Annotated in this window: 14 protein-coding genes; 6 read left to right on the top strand and 8 right to left on the bottom strand. The window is 46.0% G+C overall.

Translation table 11 applies throughout. The features are described 5' to 3' along the window. Positions 1-160: 160 nt before the first annotated feature. Positions 161-2,752 (bottom strand): chondroitinase-B domain-containing protein, encoded by a 2,592-nt coding sequence (locus ACRBG0_RS06455; protein ID WP_431486084.1) that lies wholly within the window; start codon positions 2,750-2,752, stop codon positions 161-163. Positions 2,753-2,919: 167 nt separating this feature from the next. Continuing rightward, a complete protein-coding gene (locus tag ACRBG0_RS06450) occupies positions 2,920-4,059 on the bottom strand; it encodes a flavin-containing monooxygenase (protein WP_431486083.1) in 1,140 nt (379 codons plus the stop codon). Positions 4,060-4,310: 251 nt separating this feature from the next. Here ACRBG0_RS06450 and ACRBG0_RS06445 point away from each other — a divergent pair, with 251 nt between their 5' ends. Then, the gene (locus tag ACRBG0_RS06445; protein ID WP_431486082.1) at positions 4,311-5,165 is read left to right on the top strand and encodes a tetratricopeptide repeat protein; all 855 of its coding nucleotides are present in this window, start codon (positions 4,311-4,313) and stop codon (positions 5,163-5,165) included. 5 nt (positions 5,166-5,170) lie between these two features. On the opposite strand, the gene ACRBG0_RS06440 is transcribed toward ACRBG0_RS06445, so the two are convergent. Genes ACRBG0_RS06440 through ACRBG0_RS06430 form a run of 3 tightly spaced genes read right to left on the bottom strand, consistent with a single transcriptional unit; the run spans position 5,171 to position 11,781 of the window. Then, positions 5,171-9,748: an SUMF1/EgtB/PvdO family nonheme iron enzyme gene (locus ACRBG0_RS06440; protein WP_431486081.1), complete on the bottom strand. Its 4,578-nt coding sequence runs from the start codon at positions 9,746-9,748 to the stop codon at positions 5,171-5,173. Between the two features lie 6 nt (positions 9,749-9,754). After that, positions 9,755-10,693: an AAA family ATPase gene (locus ACRBG0_RS06435; protein ID WP_431486080.1), complete on the bottom strand. Its 939-nt coding sequence runs from the start codon at positions 10,691-10,693 to the stop codon at positions 9,755-9,757. Beyond that, the gene (locus ACRBG0_RS06430; protein ID WP_431486079.1) at positions 10,690-11,781 is read right to left on the bottom strand and encodes a hypothetical protein; all 1,092 of its coding nucleotides are present in this window, start codon (positions 11,779-11,781) and stop codon (positions 10,690-10,692) included. The genes ACRBG0_RS06435 and ACRBG0_RS06430 overlap by 4 nt, the downstream gene beginning before the upstream one ends. A 152-nt stretch (positions 11,782-11,933) precedes the next feature. Here ACRBG0_RS06430 and ACRBG0_RS06425 point away from each other — a divergent pair, with 152 nt between their 5' ends. The 3 genes from ACRBG0_RS06425 to ACRBG0_RS06415 all read left to right on the top strand — a co-directional run bounded on the left by ACRBG0_RS06425 (position 11,934) and on the right by ACRBG0_RS06415 (position 15,099). Beyond that, positions 11,934-12,224: a hypothetical protein gene (locus ACRBG0_RS06425; RefSeq protein ID WP_431486078.1), complete on the top strand. Its 291-nt coding sequence runs from the start codon at positions 11,934-11,936 to the stop codon at positions 12,222-12,224. 306 nt (positions 12,225-12,530) lie between these two features. Then, positions 12,531-13,805, top strand: coding sequence for a heparan-alpha-glucosaminide N-acetyltransferase domain-containing protein (locus ACRBG0_RS06420; protein ID WP_431486077.1), 1,275 nt, complete (start codon positions 12,531-12,533; stop codon positions 13,803-13,805). A gap of 43 nt (positions 13,806-13,848) precedes the next feature. Continuing rightward, complete coding sequence (locus ACRBG0_RS06415; RefSeq protein WP_431486076.1) at positions 13,849-15,099, top strand: MFS transporter; 1,251 nt, start codon at positions 13,849-13,851, stop codon at positions 15,097-15,099. A gap of 116 nt (positions 15,100-15,215) precedes the next feature. Here the strand turns inward: ACRBG0_RS06415 and ACRBG0_RS06410 are convergent, their stop codons facing one another. Beyond that, complete coding sequence (locus ACRBG0_RS06410) at positions 15,216-15,734, bottom strand: GyrI-like domain-containing protein (RefSeq protein WP_431486075.1); 519 nt, start codon at positions 15,732-15,734, stop codon at positions 15,216-15,218. A gap of 79 nt (positions 15,735-15,813) precedes the next feature. On the opposite strand from ACRBG0_RS06410, the gene ACRBG0_RS06405 reads away from it, so the two are divergent. Further along, complete coding sequence (locus tag ACRBG0_RS06405) at positions 15,814-16,920, top strand: hypothetical protein (protein ID WP_431486074.1); 1,107 nt, start codon at positions 15,814-15,816, stop codon at positions 16,918-16,920. Between the two features lie 263 nt (positions 16,921-17,183). Here the strand turns inward: ACRBG0_RS06405 and ACRBG0_RS06400 are convergent, their stop codons facing one another. Then, on the bottom strand, positions 17,184-18,314 hold the full coding sequence (locus ACRBG0_RS06400) for a TlpA family protein disulfide reductase (RefSeq protein WP_431486073.1): 1,131 nt from the start codon (positions 18,312-18,314) through the stop codon (positions 17,184-17,186). 185 nt (positions 18,315-18,499) lie between these two features. Here ACRBG0_RS06400 and ACRBG0_RS06395 point away from each other — a divergent pair, with 185 nt between their 5' ends. Further along, positions 18,500-20,119 (top strand): alanine/glycine:cation symporter family protein, encoded by a 1,620-nt coding sequence (locus ACRBG0_RS06395; protein ID WP_431486072.1) that lies wholly within the window; start codon positions 18,500-18,502, stop codon positions 20,117-20,119. A 283-nt stretch (positions 20,120-20,402) separates the two neighbouring features. Here ACRBG0_RS06395 and ACRBG0_RS06390 read toward each other — a convergent pair. Beyond that, on the bottom strand, positions 20,403-21,179 hold a 777-nt coding region (locus ACRBG0_RS06390), incomplete at its 5' end, for a sodium/proton-translocating pyrophosphatase (protein WP_431486071.1).

The following is a 21,179-nucleotide window of genomic DNA, read 5'->3' as shown; positions in this document are numbered from 1 at the left end:
TTACTGTAACACACACAACTACCTTCCAATCAATATTTTGCTCATCTAAAGATACGAGAAATAAACTCATTTAAATGAAACACCATCGGGCATATCGTCAAGACACTAGCTACGCGCCATGCTCCTTCATTGCATAGCGAGTAGTTAAGAGCCTGTTTTTTTAATGTAAAACAATGAATAGTTCTGATTGATAGATCTGGTCTCCTTTCAGCGTCATCATGTAAGAACCATTAGGAATGGAAGAAACATCAAGATCAACGTCTAATCCTGAACCTGTAATGCTTTTATCCATGATTTTTCGACCATTCATATCGTAGATAGATATCAAATCAATACCGTTCATATTTTTCAAATGCAATATGTCTTTAGCAGGAACGGGGTAGATTAAAGGTTTGTTGGCAAGTTCAATTTCGTCAGTAGAAACTATTTCGCTACCATAAAATTCAATTTCACCAACGGCACTCCATACGCTTGTTCTGGTATCTCCATCACTATTAAATCTGCCATAACCTATTAATTTCACATAACGCGCCTCTGCTGTACTGACTTCATATTGATTGAAATCGGTTGTATTGGTTGCTGTTAATATCAAATCTCCTGAAGTTGGTAGGATTAGTGAGAAATCTGAAGCATCTGTCCCTGTAGTCGACACCAAAATTTGAAACCCAAAAGCGTCTGATTTATTGGTGGTCGTAAACTGAATAAAATCAATGTAATGACTACTGCTTAAATCATAAATAATATATTCTCCATCACCCTTGTAGTCTCCTGCTACAATAGCATCATCATCGGCAGCCCAAACGGTGCTATTGTCTTTATCTAAAGTGTTTTTTGCATAATTAAATTTATCAACGCCGTTTACTTCTTCTTTTGAAAAAGAATGCACGGTAACCTTATCGCCAGGTGCCCCTGTACCTATATTGATAAGGTCATACAGGTCTGTTATATCTACACCTTCTTGGGTAACCGTTAGCGTTCTTACAATATCGTTACCTCCTGCATCTTGTGTAAATGTCACTGTACCCACTCTGCTACTTGTTTCTGTATTTTCAGTAACCATAACTGAAACGGTTGCATTACCCGTACCAGAATCAGTATCAATGGTTATCCAGGCATCGTTGGCAGTAGCAGTCCAGCTTACATTAGCATTAACAACAACATCTTCGCTGGATGCAGCAGCAGTAAAGGTTGGCAAACTGCTAATAGTCAATAACTCACCTACAATAATCGTACAATCTCCATCAGTTATATTGGCGCCTAAATTATCTAAAAAACAAGCTCCAATGCCGTAACCAACCATATCATCAGTTGTTGGTGTATAAGCACCCATGTCAGCACCTTTTCCTTCAGATCCCGTTCCTGAAAAAGTAAAAATCTCACCATTTGCAGTAGCCGTAATTCCCGCCTCTAAAGAAAAGCCAGCGTTCGTTTCCCCTAAATCATTTCCAGTATAAACGTTTCCGGTGTAAGTCAGTGATGTACCAAGATCAGCATAAGAAGTAGGCGTATCACCCGTAATAACGTCGGATATATTTGGGTCACCAGCAGCAAAATAAATTAAGTTATTTGAAACGGTTCCTGTTGGATCGGTTGATCCTTTGTCTGTATTATAAAATAACGGCGCATTGGTATTTACAATCGAGTTGTTAGAAAGGTTAATGTTTTCAGATTGCTGATAGCCGTTTGAAACATCTGTAGAAGTACAAGCAACGGCAGCGTCATCGCCACCTCCTAAAAATGTTACACCATTATTCCATTTAGCTTGGCTGATGACGGTAATACAATCTTGAATATAATTATTAGTAATGGTGTGGTCACTGTCTGTAATTCTAATACCGCCAGTACCATCTACATCTTCGCCCAAAAAGTAATTTCCATCAACAGTAGCATTAGAACCATGACGTAGTACCAAAGACCCTCTACATCTTCTAAAAGTGTTATTCGTATAGATGTTACCTTTACTCTTATTCGTGATGATTTCATTTTCACCGTCAGCTTCAACAAAATAATTGTTACTAACGGTTACATTACTATTGACATTTTGATACTCACTTGTACCTATCCGTATCGTTTCACTATCGCCAGCATTACTTAGGGATGCATCAATTTTTTCATAGTTATAGAAATAATTATTAGTAATAGTATGGCCAACAGTTGCACAAGCATCTTCTTCAGCATTGTATGCATATTCTGCTAAAATTAAAGCTCCTGCACTTGCCTTATTCATGAAGGAGCAGTTGATAACGGTGTTATAGGTTCCGTACAATACAATCCACCTGTGTTTTGTAATCGAATTATTCTCCATATCATCCGCCACATCATCTGGGTGTATTGCTAGACCATCAATAGCACAATTTTGGATGGTACTATAATTAGCATAATCAGTACCATTTCTAAATTGGATAAAATTGCTTGCGCCATAACCACCTTGCCAATGAAAGCCATCTACAACAACATAATCTCCGCCGATATTCATTTGCAAGCCACCGGTAAACTTAACCCCTCCTGGGCTTTCGGCTCTGAAAACAATAGGATTGTCTGCTGTTCCATTACCAATAAAGTCTATACGCTCATCCGTATCGTAAATACCATTTGCTAATATAATTTCATCTCCAGCTACGTAAGTCTGATCCTCTAGTGCCTCTGGGTCCGTAATGTTATAGGTGGTTTGAGAGAATATAGGAACAGAAAACAGCAATAACATCAATGTTGTAAAAAACATCTGAGTCTTTAAAGCGTAGGCGTTTTTCATTTTTTTTCAAAATTTATATTTGATCTGTTAAGAATTAACTTGAAGTCAAGACTAGTGCACCAGATTGGTTGACCAGATATAAATATAAAAAAATAATTGCCTTAAAGTAAATTAAAGGGTACTGATTAGCAGGTTTACTTATTTGTTGGCCAGGTAGTTAGTGGGAGTTAGTTGCCAACTGCTATCCGTTCCTCAATCGCTTCTACAATCGGAAATACATCCTGGCGAATGATGCCCAGGCCGCCACCAGGGGCGTAGTTGTTGTAGCCCAGAAAATACAAGCCTGCATAAGGCCCACTTCCGACGGGCTTGCGGGGTAGTTGCCGCTGATCGAAATGTTCATTGTCCAGATGCAGCCATTCATTGAGGGAGGCGCGGAAGCCGGTGGCCAAAATGACAGTATCAAAACGCTGTTCTTCACCATTGGAGAACACAATGCTATTGATGGTGTACTCTTCGATTCCTGGCAGTACTTTGAGTTCTCCAGAGCGGATATAATCCAGTGTTCCCAGGTCGATTACTGGTGTTTGGCCGGTTTCTCTGAGTTGTTTGGCTGGGGAAATTGCGGGGAGTTCAATGCCGTATTTAGGCAAGTCGCCCACGGTAAATTTACGTACCAACAGGCCCAGCGCATCGCCTAACCAATGAGGTAGTTTGCCTATCTTCAGAGCAGTCACCTGTGTAGGATTTCCTAAAACCTCCCGAGGTACAATGTTTACCGGGCCACGAACACTAATAGCAGTTTCTACCCCGTGTTCACAGAGATCTAGCGCTATCTCGGCACCGCTGTTACCCATGCCTACGACCAATACCCGCTTGCCTTGGTAAGGCGCAGGGTTTTGATAATCGTGGCTGTGGAGAATTTCTCCCGTAAAGTCTTCCTCGTTTTGATAATGAGGCCTAAAAGGAACCCGATTCATTCCTGCACTGATAATCACGGCAGGTGCTTCGTAGCTGCTGCCATCTTCGCACACCACCTGCCACAGCTCGCCTGTTTTTTCAATATCTACGACCGTCTTGTCAAACAGCGGCTTGATGTCTCTTTTTGCGGCATACTCCTCGTAATAACGCACGAGGTCGGTCTTATGAACGTAGCGGTCATAATCGTCGGAAAAATCCTCGCCCGGCAAGTGAGACAACTCCTTCACAGTATGCAGGTGCAACCGGTCGTAGTGGTCACGCCAAGACTGGGCGACTCCCTGGCCTTTTTCCAGAATAATAAAAGAAATTCCTTTCTCCCGAAGCTGGCCTGCCGATGCCAATCCGGCGGGCCCGGCGCCAATAATGATGACCGATGGTGATGTCATTGCTGAAGTCTGATTTTTACCTTTGAAAGGTAGGGATTTTTTTGAATTCCTGCGCGACGGATGAGCTGCGACACCGTGCTTTTTAGTAATTCGGCCAATTGGGTATAAAAAACTCAATTTCGTCGGACGATGGGCTAAACAACGTTAATATCCTTGCACATTAGCCTTTCACCCCTTAATTTTGTCGCAACAAGAAGCAATACTATAACGTTTTTTGTATCCAACTATCAACGAGCAGAGGGGACCGATTTATGTACATACCACCGGATCATCAGCAACTATTTGAAGAAGCAGAACGCTACTGGAAACTGGGCGACGTATACCACGCCGTCAAGCTACACAAGCGTATCATCAAGCTGGTACCCGATTGGCATCCTCCTTATCTGGCTTTGGCGCGCATCTATCACCAACGCCGTGAATGGAAGCCCTCCTTTTACTATTTTAAAAAAACCATCGCTTTTCTTCCTGATTTGCGAGAAGGCTGGTGGTGCTTGGGTATTGCGGCTACGGCGCTTAAAAAAACGCGTATCGCCCGCAATGTCTGGTCAAAATTTGGGTTGAGTGAACTCCCCAACACACCAGAAGGATTACGCCTGACCTACGATGGTACCTTTGAAATCTTGTGGATGTCGGCGATTGATCCGGCACGAGCCAAGATTCTCAGCATCCCTCATCCTGCTTCAGGTTTTCGCTTTCGCGATGAAGTACTGTACGAACGCAAACCCATCGGTCACCATATCGTAGCGCGCAAGCGCGTGCCCGTTTACGCCGAAATGGGTGTTTTCAAAACATCTCACTACCGCACTTATTCTTGTTTGATTCACGATGCTTCGGCCAAGCAAATCCAGCAATTGGAACGCTTGTGTTATGATGCTCGGTTGGGATTCGAAATCTGGTCCAATGCCGCCCGAGGTATGGTTATTGATAATCCGCAGGCTTTCCCGGAATATTATGGTCGCTCTATCCTGCCTCATGAACAAGAAGACACTCCACGCGATCACGCATTGATAGCTATTGCTTCCCAAAACCAAGCCGAAGTACTACATGTCCTGGACGCCTGGGAGGTTATTGCGCTGGGGCAGTATTCGGATTTGCGAGGGTATTAGACAGCTTAGTTCCGCGCCAAGCGGAAACCAATATAAACCGTCTTTTCTTCCGGACGCCGATATTGGCGAGTAGTCACCCGGCAATCATTAGCAGACTGTAACCAGGCACCACCGCGAATGATCCTATGCGACCCGGTATCTGGGCCAATGGGGCCTCTCTGCTGGCTACTTGGATAGCCGCCATACCAATCGTAACACCATTCCCATACATTGCCACTCATATCGTACATGCCTGCATTGTTGGGTTGTAATTGCCCTACAGGTTGGGTTTGGTTTTTGCTATTGGCTTCATACCAGCCTACTTCTTCCAGATTATTACTGCCGGCATAGCGTTCACTTTTATCACCCATGATACCACCACGGGCAGCGTATTCCCATTCGGCTTCGGTAGGTAGCCGATAGCCATCGGGTGTACCGCCTCTAGTACTGCGAATAGTAACCCTTCCTCCTTTCTGCTGCTCAATGTTATAAACAGGCGAATAGCCGTGTTGCTCACTGAGCCAGTTGCAATAAGCGGCAGCATCCACCCAGCTGATGTTAATAACTGGTCGTTGTCCTCGGCCCCAACCTTCGTCATCAGGCTTAATCCTTACTGTGAGGTCACAGAAAAGATCGTATTCGGCGAAAGTAACCTCACGCGTACCAAGGTAATAGTTGCCAACAATCACTTCGTGGGCCGGGCGCTCGTCTTCATACGCTCCTTTTTCTCCGTTGCCCATTTCGAAGCCGCCACCGCTGACGAGTTCCATACGGGGACGGGCGATGTTCTTTTCTAAGAGGATGGGCGCTAACTGAAGCGGATTGGTTTTTAGTAATTCATCACCAGATTGGAAGGTCTTGTTATACGTTTTATAGCCATCAACTTTAACCTCCAGGATAAAGGTACTAGCTGTACGCTCTAAATCTCCTCGTAGGATAAACTCGCCGTAGAAGTCTGTTTCCCCGTTGAAGGTAAGTAACCTTTGGCTCGCCAAATTCGGTTGTTCTTTTAGCTCTATAGGCTTACCAGCAATCGGTTCCTGTGTTGTGGCATCCAATAGTTGTCCGCGCAATTCAAAGCGTTTTGCTTTTGGCGCTGGCGGTTGTTGAGGTGCTCTTTGCTGCTGTGGTGGCGCCTGCCAATCGTGAGTATAAGCTTCTTCTTTCTTATCAATGATCGTCGTTTCTTTTATGCGACGCATCTGTAAGCGCAGGCTACTCATCTTACCCGGCGAAGACGAAGGAGGTTCCAGTCGGAAAATAAGCGAACCGGATCCTGGACTAATTGCCTGCGTTTGTGCCGACGGCTGGTTGCCTTCTCCAAGAGGCTCCAGAACAATTTCGGCCTCCCGATCAACGCTACGATCTAAATAATACTCGACGTTTACCTGCAAAACCTCATTTCTAAGGTCAGTGAATTTAACGGCTACTATCCTCGATCGTTCCCTCCCCAATAAAGTTTCCAAACTGGGGGTATATCCAATGTTTGAAAAGTAATCCAACGAATCAAGTAAACGATAATAATACAAACTCGAATCCTCAGGGCTACCAGCATAATAATGCACCACACCGCGTGCATGCCACACATCAAGAGCGACACTGTCGCTGACATACGCTTTATCCAACAAAGCCAAAGAACGAGGTAGCACTGCCTGCCCCAGGCTGTCTTGTAAATAGGCATTCAAGTTGGCTGCTGCCGCATTGAAATACAAGCGTCCCAAATTTGCATTGGCAAGAGAATAAGACACTGTTTGGCCATTAAACGTCTCTCCATTGCCGTGAATGAGGTTGTTTGCAGCGTCTAGCGCCTGCTCAAAATAGGTTGCTGCAAGGGTATCTCTATCTTCTCCAATCTGCGCTTGTTCAACGCCTTGATTATTGTAAATAATTGCACTATCTATGACGGCTGTTTCTTTGACCAAGATGTAGTTGCGTAAGGGTTTTCCTGATCGCTGGGCACGTTGCTCTGGCTTTTCGGCGAAAGCCAGCTGGTAGAGGGTGTCTGTAGCACCAAACTTCCAACCCAATAACAATAACACCACATACGCTGCAGTGAGCCACAGCGCACGTTTCAAATCTTTACGATCTGCTGGTTTCTCAGGAGTGGCTGCATCCAGTTCATAATCAACATCTTCTTCCAACCAATCACGAACCGACTTAGCCTGAGGCGCCATTTTAGTAGCGACTTTACTCATCGGTTGTTGAGCAGCTTCCGTTTCGCGCTTTGCTACTCGATCCAAATCAGCCTCCTGCGCTGGTGTGAGCAAATTACGTCGCAGCAAAAAGCGCAGGGTTTCGCGATGATCGTCGTCGTCAGGCGCCAGGGCGAAATCCTGAATCGCGAGGGCGGTCTCCAAATCTCGATGTGCATGAGACCCTTCGCTGATGGCTTTTACTGCCGATAATTCCGCTTGTACTGCTGCGCGAGCACGCTGCTCATCGGTTTCGTTCAGTTCCTTCATCAACTCCCTGCGTAATCGTTCATCGAAGCGATCACTTTGTAATACAGGAATGCGGGCCAATTGCAACAGCTTATCGTAGGTAACGTCGATGCCTAAAGCCTTTCCAATAGCAATGGTCATCTCCCAACTGGGAATTGGGAATACCGCCAAAGCCTTGAACCATCTTACCAGCTCATCATCATAAGCTCCGAGGTATGCTTTGATAAACCGCCAGCGTCGCCAATTGCGGTGTTCAGTATCTGCATCTTTGCGCTGATCTTGTTGCCGGTTTTGCCAACGGTCAAAAGCAGCACCATTAGGCAGCAGCTCTTCATCGTTTTCAATATGCTGTGCTGCTGCTGAGAGGCCTGCGTCATCTGCTGCGAATACATTAAAAATACGAGCCAATAGTTTTTCGCGATAACTCCAGCTGACCGGCGGTACTGGCGTGAGCAACAGGCGCAAAGGCCACTGTCGCAATACGCTTGCTGCTGCCAACCTTAGGCGAGGTTGCCCCGAAGCATGTGGGTCAATAAGTTCATGCAAATCGCCGAATACCAGCAAGCGATGGTTGGGATAAGCCCGTTGTAATTGGTCCAGTGTCCGTCCTTTCGGGAAATAGGCATTCCAAAACTGACTGAGGTGTTTACGGTAATAGTAAACCTCAAGGTGTACATCTTGTGCCCCGAGGTTATGCGCCAGGTATTTGAACAATTCGCCCAGGTGGCTAGCCCTGCTTTGCTCATCAATCAGGCACAAATATTCACTGGGCTGGGTCGCAAAGCGAAAGCGCACCTCTGGGAAACCTCCACGATCAATCGTCGCTTGCAGGGTTCTGGTCACATCAATCTCTTTACGCAAACCTTCTTGCCTCAGGCGCAACGCATCCGCCAGACGTAATAGCACTGGCGAGAAGGTAATCGTCGAAGATTGATTGCGTAAAGGAATAAAATAAGGAGCTTTATCGCTATGAGCGAAACGTGCCAAAAAGGCCTCGTCGCGAGCATCTTCCTGCTGTTTGGGCGTAAGTGGCTTCTTGCGGCGAATCAACCAACGCAACCAATAATAGAGTAGGCTTATGCCCAACAAAGCCAGGATGACATAGAAACCCCAACCCCAAGTTGCCAGCACTGACAGCTTGTCTTTGCGCAATTCAAACAAGGGTAAAAACGCCTGATCTTTACCCACTTTTACCTCTAATGATTGGCTGGTAACACAAAAGCCTTTCGCTGTTGTATCTCTCACCGTCAGGCGCACTCGGTATTGTCCATTCTGGGCATACTCATGTTGCATCATATAAGTGCCCTCTTCTTGGGTGCCATCACCAAACTCCCAGGTAAACACCCAGTTTAATGCTTGGCCAGTAAGGCCTTCGTCGCCATCCGTAGTAGAAATAATATTTGTCGCGCCTTCCTCAAAAAGAGCGCGAAAATCGACTTGTTGACCAACTTCCAACTGCTGTGGCCCTGAAATGCCCGTAACAGCAGGCGTCTCCGGGCAAAGCACCGTAAAGGGCAAAGCTGCCTGATAAGCAGTATCCTCTGCGGGATGGTAAACGTCTAGGCGAATTTCCCTGAGGTAAGAGCCACTGTCTAAGGTAGGCACAATCAGGGGCCAATCAAACTGATTGGTATCAAAAGCTTCTTCCTGTTGAGTTGCTAAATTTACGTAGCTCCATCGCCAACTCAAGGCACTGCTATCTCCGGAATAACGACTTAAGTTTTTAAGCAATATCGTATCCCCTGGCACACCAAAATCAGGGCCGTCAATGTATACCGACAATTTCTCATGGCCAGGTTTCTGCTGCGTGAGTGCATAATAAGCATACCATAGTCCTCCCAAAAGTGGAAGAATCAGCAACCAACGCCACCAGTCATTTTCGCGAACGGGTACCTCTTCCAGCTCCAGTGGTGCGGAAACTTCCCGATAGTACTGATCGAAAATTTCGTAAAACTTCAACTGTTCTGCTTCACTACGTACCAAAACGGGAGCAAGCAATGCTTTAAGTTGTTCTGGTTTACGGAGGTAAGCTTTGCCAGGGCCTCCCAAAACACGCAAAGCACGCAGGCGATCACCCGGACTCAGGTGAAACCCCGCCAGTGTCAGACGCTGGAAGAGATGCTCCAGCGGAAAGGTGTCAATATGCGCTTTGAGGTCGGCCATTAAGCTCTAAAAGATGCCTTGCATGGCATCCAGGTCTTCTTTGGTTTTTACCAAAACAGAAAGGTGATCGCGAAGGAATTCATTCTGCTCACCGGAGGGTTTGCTCATGATGTCACGCATCTCCAAAATACGCAACCAAGCTACGAGTTCGGCCGTAGCCGGTGGTTTACGGACCGCTTGCTGACGCACTTGCCGGAATTTTTCGATCAAACTCTTGAGTAAATCATCGGTAAATTTGGTGGCTTCGCCCAATTGGGTTTTAGCGATAGCCAACAGGGTTGCCTGATCAGGGAAGGGAATATGGTAGAAAACACAACGCCGTAGGAAAGCATCCGGCAGGTTTTTCTCTGAATTACTTGTCATGATCACCACCACTCGTTGCTTCCCAGCACGGCGAACTGAATAATTGTCCTGCTCCTTGATCTGAAATTCATATCGCTCAATCTCTGCCAAAATATCATTTGGGAAATCGCGCGGCGCTTTGTCTATTTCATCTATCAGTACAACACTGCTGCGGGCCTCATCGCCAAGATCGGCACGAAAACGCCCATCGGTTTGGCCATCCGGGTTAGTGAGTGCTATCGCGCGGCCCAGTGCCTGAAGTTCTATAAACTCGGAAGTGTTGATGCCGCCTTTTTTATCAATGTTGGCCGCCTGAAAATGGGCCAAGGCGTCATAAGTGTAAAAAAGATCACGAGCAGTGGAGGTCGTCTTGGTATTAAAAATAAGTGGCTTTCCCATAAATTTAAAATCACTCTTCTGGCTAGCCAGATCAGCAGCGACTTTAAAAGCCAGGCGCGTTTTACCTGTGCCCGGCTCACCGGTAAGCAGCAGCGGCTGTTCCAGCGCGATGGCTACTTCTACGGCGTTGCGCAGGGCATCACTCATGATGTATTTTTCGGCCGAAGGTTGGCTGACCGCGGAGGTATGAATGCGAATGCTCATTGCACGATGTTATTATTATACTGATCAATGATCTTTTTCAATTCCAGTTCTACATCTTCCATGTAGTGTTCTCGGCTATTGCCAAAAACAGTTTTCATCAGTTCTTTTCGGGTACGTGAATTCGGCGAAACTTGCTTGTAATGTTCCAGCCAGCGACCAATGTCGCGCTGGGCAACCATGTCTAACTCGGGTAATGGCTGTAACCGCTCTGCCATTTCCAGTGCGGCGAGAATCTCAGATTTCAAGTCGGCATCTTCTTCGTCATATTCGATGGCAAGAAAAAAGAGGATTGTTACGGGGGTATTGACTTTTCCTTCCTGGCAGAACTCTTTGATAAACCAACTAGCAGCAGCAGGGGTGAGGTCGGGGTCCCAGTCGTATTGACTAATGTGCAAAAATACACACACGTAATCGGTTGGTTTCAGATTTTGCAGGCGCGGGCTACGCTCTAGGGCATACGTCAGGTCTTTCTCCAGCAATGGCTCATGCTCGTTGGGAGGCAGGCCCAGCATAGAGAAGAAACTTCGCAGAATATTTTGCTTATAGTGCTCCAGTTGACGACTAAACTCAAACGTCATCTCTAGTTGTAGCGACTGGATATTGGTTTTTAATTCCGGGTTGAGATAATCCTGTAATCGCCCTTCCAGGTCGTAGGAAATACGCCGAAAAAGCCCTTCGTGAGATTGCAGATCACCTCCGTAAAGAAAATAAAACTGTACAGGCTGTTTCTGCTCACCAAACAACTGACGAAAGGTATCGCTATGGGCTACTCGGTCGCAAGTGTAGGCATGGTACTCGTGCAGGGCAGCCCCTCCGGCATCAGTCGTACTGGCCCCTACACTCTTCTTACACTCATCCAGCAGGTAAAGGATACCGCTATTGATCTGAAGAAGATTCGTCTGGTAGTCAGACATGGTCATAAGGCCTTGCTGGAAATTCTGGACAACGAGATTTACCCTAGACATCTGTAGCTCGATGTCATTAACCATCTCAGGCAACTGTTCTCTTGCCCAAGCAAGGAGTTGTTCCAGCGCCGGCAGTGGTTTGCTTTCCACTAGTAATTGACCGACTTGTTGGAGTGCTTGCATAGTTAATTTAAGGATACCAGAAGGCTCAAGATACGATTTTACATTTTGAAGCTGCCTAAACCTGATAGACACTATTTTTCATTTAGCTTTTTTGTAAACGGCTTTAGCTATCAGTATATTTAGGAATTATTCATTTTTTTAAACCCATATTTATGAACGTTTCTCAGCAAATCAATCACGTCAACGACAACAGTTATGATGATGATATTACTGTGACCGATGTGCCTAAGGGCCATTTCTTAGCAGTGACCAGTATTAGCCTCCCTGAGGGCAGTAATACCCGAGAAATCACGGTCGATATCTTGCCTTTAGAACAAGCTCCCGGAGGCACACGAACGACCAACACAGGCCTTTTTATCCGTAAAGCCGATGAGACCCAAATAAAAGTTACTGTCCAACAAGATGGTAATACGCTTGCGGAGAATACAACTAGTTATTCATAGAGCAGCCAGAAACAGAGATGCTCACAGAGGTCAGGATGGTGCTCCTGATCTCTGTTCTTTTTTTCGCCTATTGGCGAATTTTACTTTTACCAAATGAAATTTTATAACATGCATTTTCTTGTATAAGAAATAGACTGCGGAGTGTAAAAAAAACAATAATAATCTTTCGGCTTTGGGTACGTAGCTGCTGAAAATCAAAAAATTAGCAGCGCCAAATAAAATTTTCCCGTAACTTTGCGCTTGTTAATCCCAACACACCCGGACACGTTACTTAACTATTCAATATTTTTTTGCTAACTCCCTTAATTGAATAATTCACTTTTGCCATTGGAGCATCTGCCAACAACACCGCTTAACAAAAGCAGGATTGTCTTTATCGATGTCTTGCGAGCCTATGCCATCCTGATGATGTTGCAAGGACACTTTGTGGATACGCTATTAGCAGAGTCCTACCGGAGTGCCGATTCTACGCTGTTTACCTTGTGGTCGTTTATGCGTGGAATGACTGCCCCCATTTTCTTTACTGTTACAGGCTTGGTGTTTACGTACCTTCTTTTAAAAGACGGCCGACCACTAAAAGGAAACAAAAGGGTCAAAAAAGGATTACGACGGGGCTTATTCCTCTTGGGGATCGGCTACCTACTGAAGGTGAATTTCCCTGGCCTCCTCTTTGGCTACTTCAGCCCCTGGATTTTGGCGGTAGATGTGCTACACATCATTGGCTTAGCCTTGATCGCCCTCATTGCGGTATGTGGCATACGCGAACTATTAGGAGGTTCACTAGCAACTTGGATGATTGTCTTTGGTGTGGGTACTTTCCTTATTGATCCCTTCTTTACCGAAAATACTTGGGATCATTTACCTGTCGTATTTGCCCATTACTTTACCAGAGACTTGGGTTCCAACTTTACGATGGTTCCCTGGCTGGGCTTTGCCTTTTTTGGTGGCGCACTAGGATATGCTTTGAGCAAAAAATCACAATGGGCGTTTACGCACTGGTTTCCTGCCTTGCTCATGGCCTTTGGTGTTACTCTCACATTGGGCTCATGGCAAATGCTGGTAAACCTCTACGAGCTTACCGGCTGGCATTATCTACCCGTGTTATTTAACAACAACTACCTTTTTTGGCGGTTAGGTCACGTATTTATTGCCATGTCACTGTTCATGTGGGCCATCCCAAGGATCGGTGCCATTCCTCGTTTGATAACCAAAATAGGGAGCGAAACCTTAACCATCTATGGCGCCCACTACGTTATCCTTTACGGAACGTGGCTGGGAGTAGGGATATCACAAATGGTCGGCTACCGTAGCCTTGATCCAATGACTTGTATCGTAGGTGCTGCTGTTTTCGTCTATGCACACATCAAATTCATTCAGCACATTGAGGTCATCCGCCATTTTGTTTACGAACAAATTCCTACTTGGATCACCCGACAATATCGCCTGTCGCTCGTTTGGCACAAAAGAAATTGGCCAAGGCTCCGTGAGCAAATCGCTGACCGATGGGAAGACCGCCTGGAAACCAGCCCTAGCTGGTTGCTTCCCTTGGTAAAAGTACTGGCAGGAAGAACAAAAGAGTAGTTTCCGACAACGTCACCTCCCGACAAAACTCAGCTAATTTTACATGAAGAATAACCGCTCACCGTTGGTTACCATTTTTTTGACGGTGTTTATCGATATGTTGGGGGTAGGGATCATTATCCCGGTATTACCCGCTTTATTTTTTGATCCCGAAACGAGCATTGTTTCCAATGCTTTTAGTGCCGACCAACGCTCGTTGTTATACGGAGCACTGCTCGCTGTTTTCCCTCTTTTACAATTTTTTGGTGCGCCAATGCTCGGCAGTTTATCAGATCGGTACGGGCGAAAACCCGTCTTGTTGGTTTCCCAAACGGGAACCATGATTGGTTACATCCTACTGGCACTGGCCATTTATTGGCAAAACCTGCCGTTACTGTTTTTCTCGCGGATGCTTCCAGGTTTTACCGGAGGAAATATTGCGGTCATCCTGTCCAGTATCGCAGATTTAAGCGACAACAGCAGCAAGGCCAAGAACTTTGGTTTAGTAGGTATGGCTTTTGGATTGGGTTTTATCCTCGGCCCTACTATTGGAGGGATTCTAGCGGACGACACCGTCGTTTCCTGGTTTTCTGCTGCCACGCCCTTTTGGTTTACGGCAGTCCTCACCTTACTCAACGTCATCTTTGTGATCGTCGCCTTCCCTGAGACGCTCAAGAAACGGCGAGAGACAAAAATTAATCTACTCACCGGTTTTCGCAACCTGGCGCTTTCGTTTGGCAGCCCCAACCTACGGCGGATTTTCACCGTCGTGCTACTTTTATCATTGGGCTTCACCTTTTTTACACAGTTTTTTGCCGTTTACCTGATCCAGGACTTTGCGTATTCCGAAAAAAGCATTGGCCTGCTCTTTGGCTGGGTAGGTGTCTGGTTAGCCATTACACAGGGCGTTGTTGTTCCCAGACTCAGCAAGCGTTACCCTCCGCAGCAAATCCTGACCTATTCCATTCTGGGCCTCAGTGCCTCCTTGATCCTAATTTTAATCCCTAATAACGACTTGTTACTATATGCCCTCAATCCTTTCGTAGCACTGGCCCAAGGGATCACTTCACCTAATCTGACAGCGACTATTTCTATGCAAGCCAATGAAGACCAGCAAGGCGAAATCTTGGGTATCAACCAGTCGATGCAGTCGCTAGGCCAGCTTATTCCACCACTTATCGGGGGCTACCTCATCACCATCAATACGTCGATGCCTATCTGGGTCGGGAGTGGATTAATCTTCTTAGGATGGGTGGTATTTGTGGTGTTTTTCGGGCCAAAGAAGCAGCAAAGAGCTTCAGAAGGGAATAAGTAAAATATTTCGGGCAGCTGGCTACGCCTATCGGCTGGCCATCGCGCTATTCGCTATTACCTCCCGCTGGTCGGTACCGCTGCTATCACTGCTGCTGCTTCTCCGTGCGCCGTGCTTCGCTATTCGCTACGCACCTTTACATGGGCTTTGGCATAGTCGTTTTCCCGAATAGGAATCCACACTTCTTCTTCTGAATCGGAGGCGTTATTCTTATATTTTTCACCTAGCAATTCAAAGTGAGGACGATGATCGAGTTCATAACCAGACGAAGGCAGCCACTGCCCGAAAATATACCCAAGCGTCTGAGGAAAACTTGCCGGGTGGCCTCGGTGAAGAAACACTGCATAAAGGCCACTGGATAACACAAACGACTCCATGCTTTCTGGAAGGTCATCGAAATTAGCGACTTCTGCCAAAGCGTATTTGGTGAAAACCGTCGTTGGCTGAAAATTTTGGAGATCAAGCGGTGGATCGTAAACCACCAAATTGCAAAGGTCTGTTCCTGGAATTTGCCGGATTGTTTTCCTCTCCTTCATAAATAACTGCCAAAGCTCTTGGGTCCGATCCTCCGCTAAAGACATCTGGATGAACTTGCCAATAAACTTTTTTTCTGGGAGAAGTGCTGTTCTGAGATACATGAAAGGAGAGTGTTTTGACAATGGCCCACAAAATACGTAATATCGTACCTTTAGGCACGACTACCTCAAGGTCGGTATTATGACGCAAGAAGCTTTACTACAATTATTCTACGGTTACGGACAAATCAGCGTCTGCACTTTCGCGGGCGTAGCCCTCTTGGCGATCTGGCACCATATCACCAGAGGCAACGATTTACTCGAGCGAGACCCCGGCCTTTTGTGGCTGTCGATATCGGTGTTGGTATGGGGTTTATCCGGTTGGGTAGAGGTAGCACAAGCGCACACCATTGCCGGAAGTGCGACCGACCATCTGCGTTTTGAAGGCTGGAAAAGCATGTTGTCGATCTTCAACAGTGCTTTTATTTTACTGGCCCTCCCTCGTTTTCGGCACTTGCCCCGACTGATAAAACCCGTCGTACAGTCAGATTCATGGCGGATATTGGTGGGTGTCAGTTTCACCTTTGCCAGCATACTTACCCTCCTGATGCTGGCAGGCTGGATCATACCGGTCAAGACCCAGTTCATCTACGCCATCGACCTTGCCTTTGCGGTATTTACCCTTTTCTTTCTCGGCCTCACCTTCTGGAATTCTTTTGAGAAACGCGGCTTGCGGCTATTGGCCTACTTGGCAGTGTTTTCCATCGCCTTCACCTTGCTAGCGCAGGTTTTCAAACTGACGGATGCTCCCTTTTACAAGATGCTCCTCAACGGGACTTTCAAAAGCATTCTGATCACCTTGTTTTTTGCGTTAGCGCTAAGCTGGGTCGAGGAATTGGCCAAAACGACGGTAAAACAAGCCAGTACTGCTGGTTTTCTGTTGTTTAACCAAAGAAAGGAAGGAGGCAAGTGGATGCACGAAATCATCCTTCACCTACCGCCATATTTGCATGGTCAACGATTATCGCTCACCGAAAAAAACTATGCCCTCTTACAAGCTTTCGCCGAAAGTAAATTAGCGAAACCCAATGCGGGATGGTTAGAAATTCAGCCCAAATCCAGCAATGGCAAAAATTACGACATCAAAGATTACAACGAAATCAATCGCCTCTTGGGAAACATTCTACAGGCCATCCCCGACGCGAACGACGAGCATAAACAATGGCTAAAAGATCGCTTGTTTGAATACGGCAAGCAGCGCCATATTCGATTGAGGTTGGGGGGGGAGGAGATTGGGGTTACGACGTAGTTTTTTTGAACCACCAAGGGCACCAAGGTTTTTTGATTTTTATCACATAGGCACATAGTTGGATTATTGGGTACGCATAATTGGAAGTACTTTCTCTGTGGCTATGTGTTGAAAAGGGGAGCGTTTCGGTTTAACACATAGGCACATAGTTTTTTCGGGCTACTACCGTTTTTGAACCACCAAAGGCACTTAATTTTTTTTGATTTTCTACTAGGCAAGAAGATTACTACGTTTTCTTTCGAACCACTTATTTTTTTTTTGCGTCAATTCAAATACTCTTCGACGAATGTTTTGAGTTCTTCCCCTCGTAGTTTCTTCGATAGAATATTCTTTTCTCTATCAATGACGTAAATAGTTGGGATGAAATAAATTTCGTAATTCAAAAAAAGTGGTGATTGCCAACCGCTTGCCGAAAGCAATTGTAGCCATTCCATCTCTAATTCATCCAATTTATCTTCCCATTCATTTTGATCTTGATCTATGGAGACACTAACGATCGTAAGGCCTTGATCGGAATACATTTCATGCAGCGGTATCAAAGTCGATTGAATTTCCTCGATACAAGGGATACACCACGATGCCCAAAAATCCAGTAAGATTAACTCTCCCTCTGATTCGTAAAACGATACTTCTTCTCCTTCTCTATTTGGTAGAGTGAAATCAAAAGCAATATCTCTAGGGAAAGAGCTGTAGTGACTAAAAGTCCACGCTACTTCATTTTCATCAATGAACGCTAACAATCCACGATCTAAGGAATAAACAAAGACAACCTGTGTGTCCTTGTTACGAGCTAAAAATACATCATTGAATGACTTATTGTTTAAGGTAATATCTTGGTAATGAATCGTCCAAGGTCCTCGGTCTGTAATCAAATCACTCGTTTCATAATCTTCCGAAATTTTGATCTGGAATTCACTGTAATCGCCAAGGCTAATATAGATAGATAGAATTTGATCGAATTTTTCGGGGGAGGAGTAATCGAAGTTTTCATCTTTTAATTTGGCAAAAAAGTTTACGTTGAAACCAATCGACCGATTACCGATAGAGGCATTGTAGTAGACACCGTAATTCTCTTGCTGGTATTGAAGATTTATTCTATCTACTCCGTTACAATATTTAGACTCATTTTTATCTATCGTTCCGATAAAAACGGATGGAGTGGGGTCATCGGAAAATGGGGTCATATAAAAACCTAGCGTATCTCCCTCTGCATTTTCAAAAATCAACTGTTCATGCAGCGTGTTCTCGTAAAGGAAAACTTCTCGATCATCAGGAAGGTAGCTTTGAAACCCTAAGTTATCCGATTCCGGACAAACAATGGGCTTTGTTTCTTCTTTGGAGCAACCGTAAACAAGTGAAAGTAAAAAGAGAAGAGCAAGTGATATTTTATTCATTTTGAGAGCTATTTGCTTTCAAAACGCTAGCCTAGTCTAGGCAATTATAAATAGTAAAATATTAACTTTAAAAACGACTTCTGACACCTACTGACAACCCCCAAATTCTTTCTGACATCTCCCCCGATCATTTCTGAGAAAGCCCATTTTTCCTCGCTGGCTGCGGGATATTGCCAGCAAAAAAAATGGACTTACAACAACTCAAAGAAATGCTGGATGCGGTTTTGCAGCCGGTAATGATTACCATGTTATTGGGTACGGGCCTGTGGCTTACGATTAGATTGGGGCTCATTCAGTTTCGGCGCTTTTTTCATGGGGTGGCGGTCGCCAGTGGCAAGTATGACGATCCGGATGATCCCGGGGACGTCAGTCATTTTCAGGCGCTCACGACGGCTTTGTCGGCTACGGTGGGGATTGGGAACATTGCCGGGGTAGCTATTGCGATCCACTGGGGCGGGCCAGGCGCGTTATTCTGGATGTGGGTAACCGCCGTGCTGGGCATGGCCACCAAATACGGCGAAGTAACCCTGGCCCAGCACTTTCGTGAAGTCGATGCGAAGGGCAATATCGCGGGCGGCCCTATGTACTACATCGAAAAAGGCCTGGGCCCACGCTGGAAACCCGTGGCCATACTGGTCGCTGGCGCCTTGATGCTGACAGCCTTTCTTTCGGGCAATGCCATTCAGGCTAATTCTATTGCGGATTTGGCACAGACGGAACTGGGTGTCGCTCCGGCCTGGACGGGCCTACTCAGTAGCCTTCTCGTGGGTGTGGTTATCCTGGGGGGCATCCAGCGGATTGGTAAGGTTACGAGTATCATTGCCCCGGTGATGGCGCTGCTTTATGTGGGTGGTGGCCTGGCGGTGCTTTTTATCCATGCAGACAGTGTGCTCCCCGCCTTCCAGCTGATCTTTACAGAGGCATTTAACCCTACCGCTGGTGTGGCCGGTACGGGTGTAGGTGTGTTTTTACAAACCATGATGTGGGGCATCCGGCGAGGGCTGTTCTCCAATGAGGCGGGGCAGGGATCGGCACCCATTGCACACTCTGCCGCCCGCGCCAAGGAACCCGCTTCGGAGGGAGTAGTTGCCCTGATTGAGCCTTTTATTGATACGCTCGTCATTTGTACGATCACGGGCTTGGTGATTATTTCCACTGGGGTGTGGTCAGCCACAACGCCCACCACCCTCGCATTGAGTGGCGGCGATATGAGTATTGTAAATACGGAAGGCCTTGCCTTATCGGCAGAAGAACAGATGGCCTTTGTAGAGCTGTCTTACGAAAATGGCGTCCCCAAAGAGGAACAAGCTCACCAACTGGCCTGGCACGAAGTAGCGGTAGCACAACTCTACGTAGATGCCGAACAGCAAATTCCCTTTACGGGTACCATCTCTCCGACAGACGGAGTAGCTTATTTAACTAATGGAGAAACAAAGACGGCGCTCTACGGGCAAGCTGTGGAAAATGGTGCGCCCCTCACCCGTCTGGCCTACGTTTCGGTATTGGGAACCACAGGGAGCGTGATTGTAGGCCTCTGTGTCTTCCTTTTCGGTATCTCGACGTCGATTTCGTGGAGTTATTACGGCGACCGCTGTGTCCATTATCTTTTTGGGGAGCGGGGGATTATGCCCTACAAGGTGGTTTATGTGCTGATGCATTTTGTGGGCGCGATCACGGCACTTAACGTCATTTGGGGCTTGGGGGACTTGGTGCTGGCCTTTGTGACGATCCCCAATGTTTTGGCACTGGTATTACTGTCAGGGACAATCAAAAAATTAACGGATCGGTATTTTGAGAGTAGGTAGGTTTTTATTTATCACATAGCCACATAGTTTGAATTTTCCGAATCTCGATTATTCTAAAAATCCTATATGTCTATGTGATAAAATGGGTGTAGATTAATTTCATCACATAGTCATATAGCTTGGTTTTCTACACCTGAAACGGTTCTAAAAAAACCTAATATGTCTATGTGATAAAAAAAGTCAAGTATCAGTTATAAAACAACGATCCCGAAGATGACAGTTGCCTTCCTCGGGATCGTTTTATACCTAATACAAAGTACCCAGTACCTCGTACCAAATTTTCTTACAACATTGGTGCAATAACCAAAGCTACTACTGACATCAACTTCAGCAGGATATTTAGAGAAGGACCGGAAGTGTCCTTGAATGGATCACCTACGGTATCACCTACTACGGTTGCTTTGTGTGCATCAGAACCTTTGTAGTGCATTTCGCCATTGATTTCTACACCTTCTTCAAACATCTTCTTGGCGTTGTCCCAAGCTCCACCAGCGTTTGACTGGAAGATGGCCATCAGTACACCGGTAACGGTTACACCCGCTAGCAAACCACCAAGCATTTCTGCTCCCATGGCGCTACCCAAACCAATGAGGCCAGGCGTAAGACCTACTACCACTGGGGCAAGTACAGCCAACAGACCTGGACGTACCATTTCGCGAATAGACGCAGCGGTAGAAATCTCTACACACTTGTCGTATTCCGCTTTGCCATCAGCAGCATCGAAAGTATCTTGATCAGCTTTGTTCCAATCCTTGTATTCCTTGCCGTCATTATTTCTCATTACAGCAAGTGCTGCCTTCAACTCAGGGATATCGGCAAATTGGCGACGTACTTCCTGGATCATATCCATTGCAGCACGACCAACAGCTCCCATTGAAAGGGCAGAGAACAAGAATGGCAACATGCCCCCTACAAACAAGGCAGCCATAACGTAAGGGCTGGTCAGGTTGATACCCGTAAGTTGCTCCGTAGGGTGGCTTAGGTTATAAGCAGTAATGAAGGCCGCAAACAGTGCCAGTGCCGTAAGGGCAGCAGAACCAATCGCAAAACCTTTACCAAT

The organism is Lewinella sp., assembly GCF_050633125.1.
Classification (GTDB): Bacteria; Bacteroidota; Bacteroidia; order Chitinophagales; family Saprospiraceae; genus Lewinella.
Note: the sequence above shows the minus strand (reverse complement) of the source record. Positions and strands in the feature narration are given on the sequence as shown.

Coding starts and splice junctions, on each gene's coding strand:
- ACRBG0_RS06455 (WP_431486084.1), bottom strand. CDS start 2,752: ATGAAAAACGCCTACGCTTTAAAGACTCAGATGTTTTTTACAACATTG.
- ACRBG0_RS06450 (WP_431486083.1), bottom strand. CDS start 4,059: ATGACATCACCATCGGTCATCATTATTGGCGCCGGGCCCGCCGGATTG.
- ACRBG0_RS06445 (WP_431486082.1), top strand. CDS start 4,311: ATGTACATACCACCGGATCATCAGCAACTATTTGAAGAAGCAGAACGC.
- ACRBG0_RS06440 (WP_431486081.1), bottom strand. CDS start 9,748: ATGGCCGACCTCAAAGCGCATATTGACACCTTTCCGCTGGAGCATCTC.
- ACRBG0_RS06435 (WP_431486080.1), bottom strand. CDS start 10,693: ATGAGCATTCGCATTCATACCTCCGCGGTCAGCCAACCTTCGGCCGAA.
- ACRBG0_RS06430 (WP_431486079.1), bottom strand. CDS start 11,781: ATGCAAGCACTCCAACAAGTCGGTCAATTACTAGTGGAAAGCAAACCA.
- ACRBG0_RS06425 (WP_431486078.1), top strand. CDS start 11,934: ATGAACGTTTCTCAGCAAATCAATCACGTCAACGACAACAGTTATGAT.
- ACRBG0_RS06415 (WP_431486076.1), top strand. CDS start 13,849: ATGAAGAATAACCGCTCACCGTTGGTTACCATTTTTTTGACGGTGTTT.
- ACRBG0_RS06410 (WP_431486075.1), bottom strand. CDS start 15,734: ATGTATCTCAGAACAGCACTTCTCCCAGAAAAAAAGTTTATTGGCAAG.
- ACRBG0_RS06405 (WP_431486074.1), top strand. CDS start 15,814: ATGACGCAAGAAGCTTTACTACAATTATTCTACGGTTACGGACAAATC.
- ACRBG0_RS06400 (WP_431486073.1), bottom strand. CDS start 18,314: ATGAATAAAATATCACTTGCTCTTCTCTTTTTACTTTCACTTGTTTAC.
- ACRBG0_RS06395 (WP_431486072.1), top strand. CDS start 18,500: ATGGACTTACAACAACTCAAAGAAATGCTGGATGCGGTTTTGCAGCCG.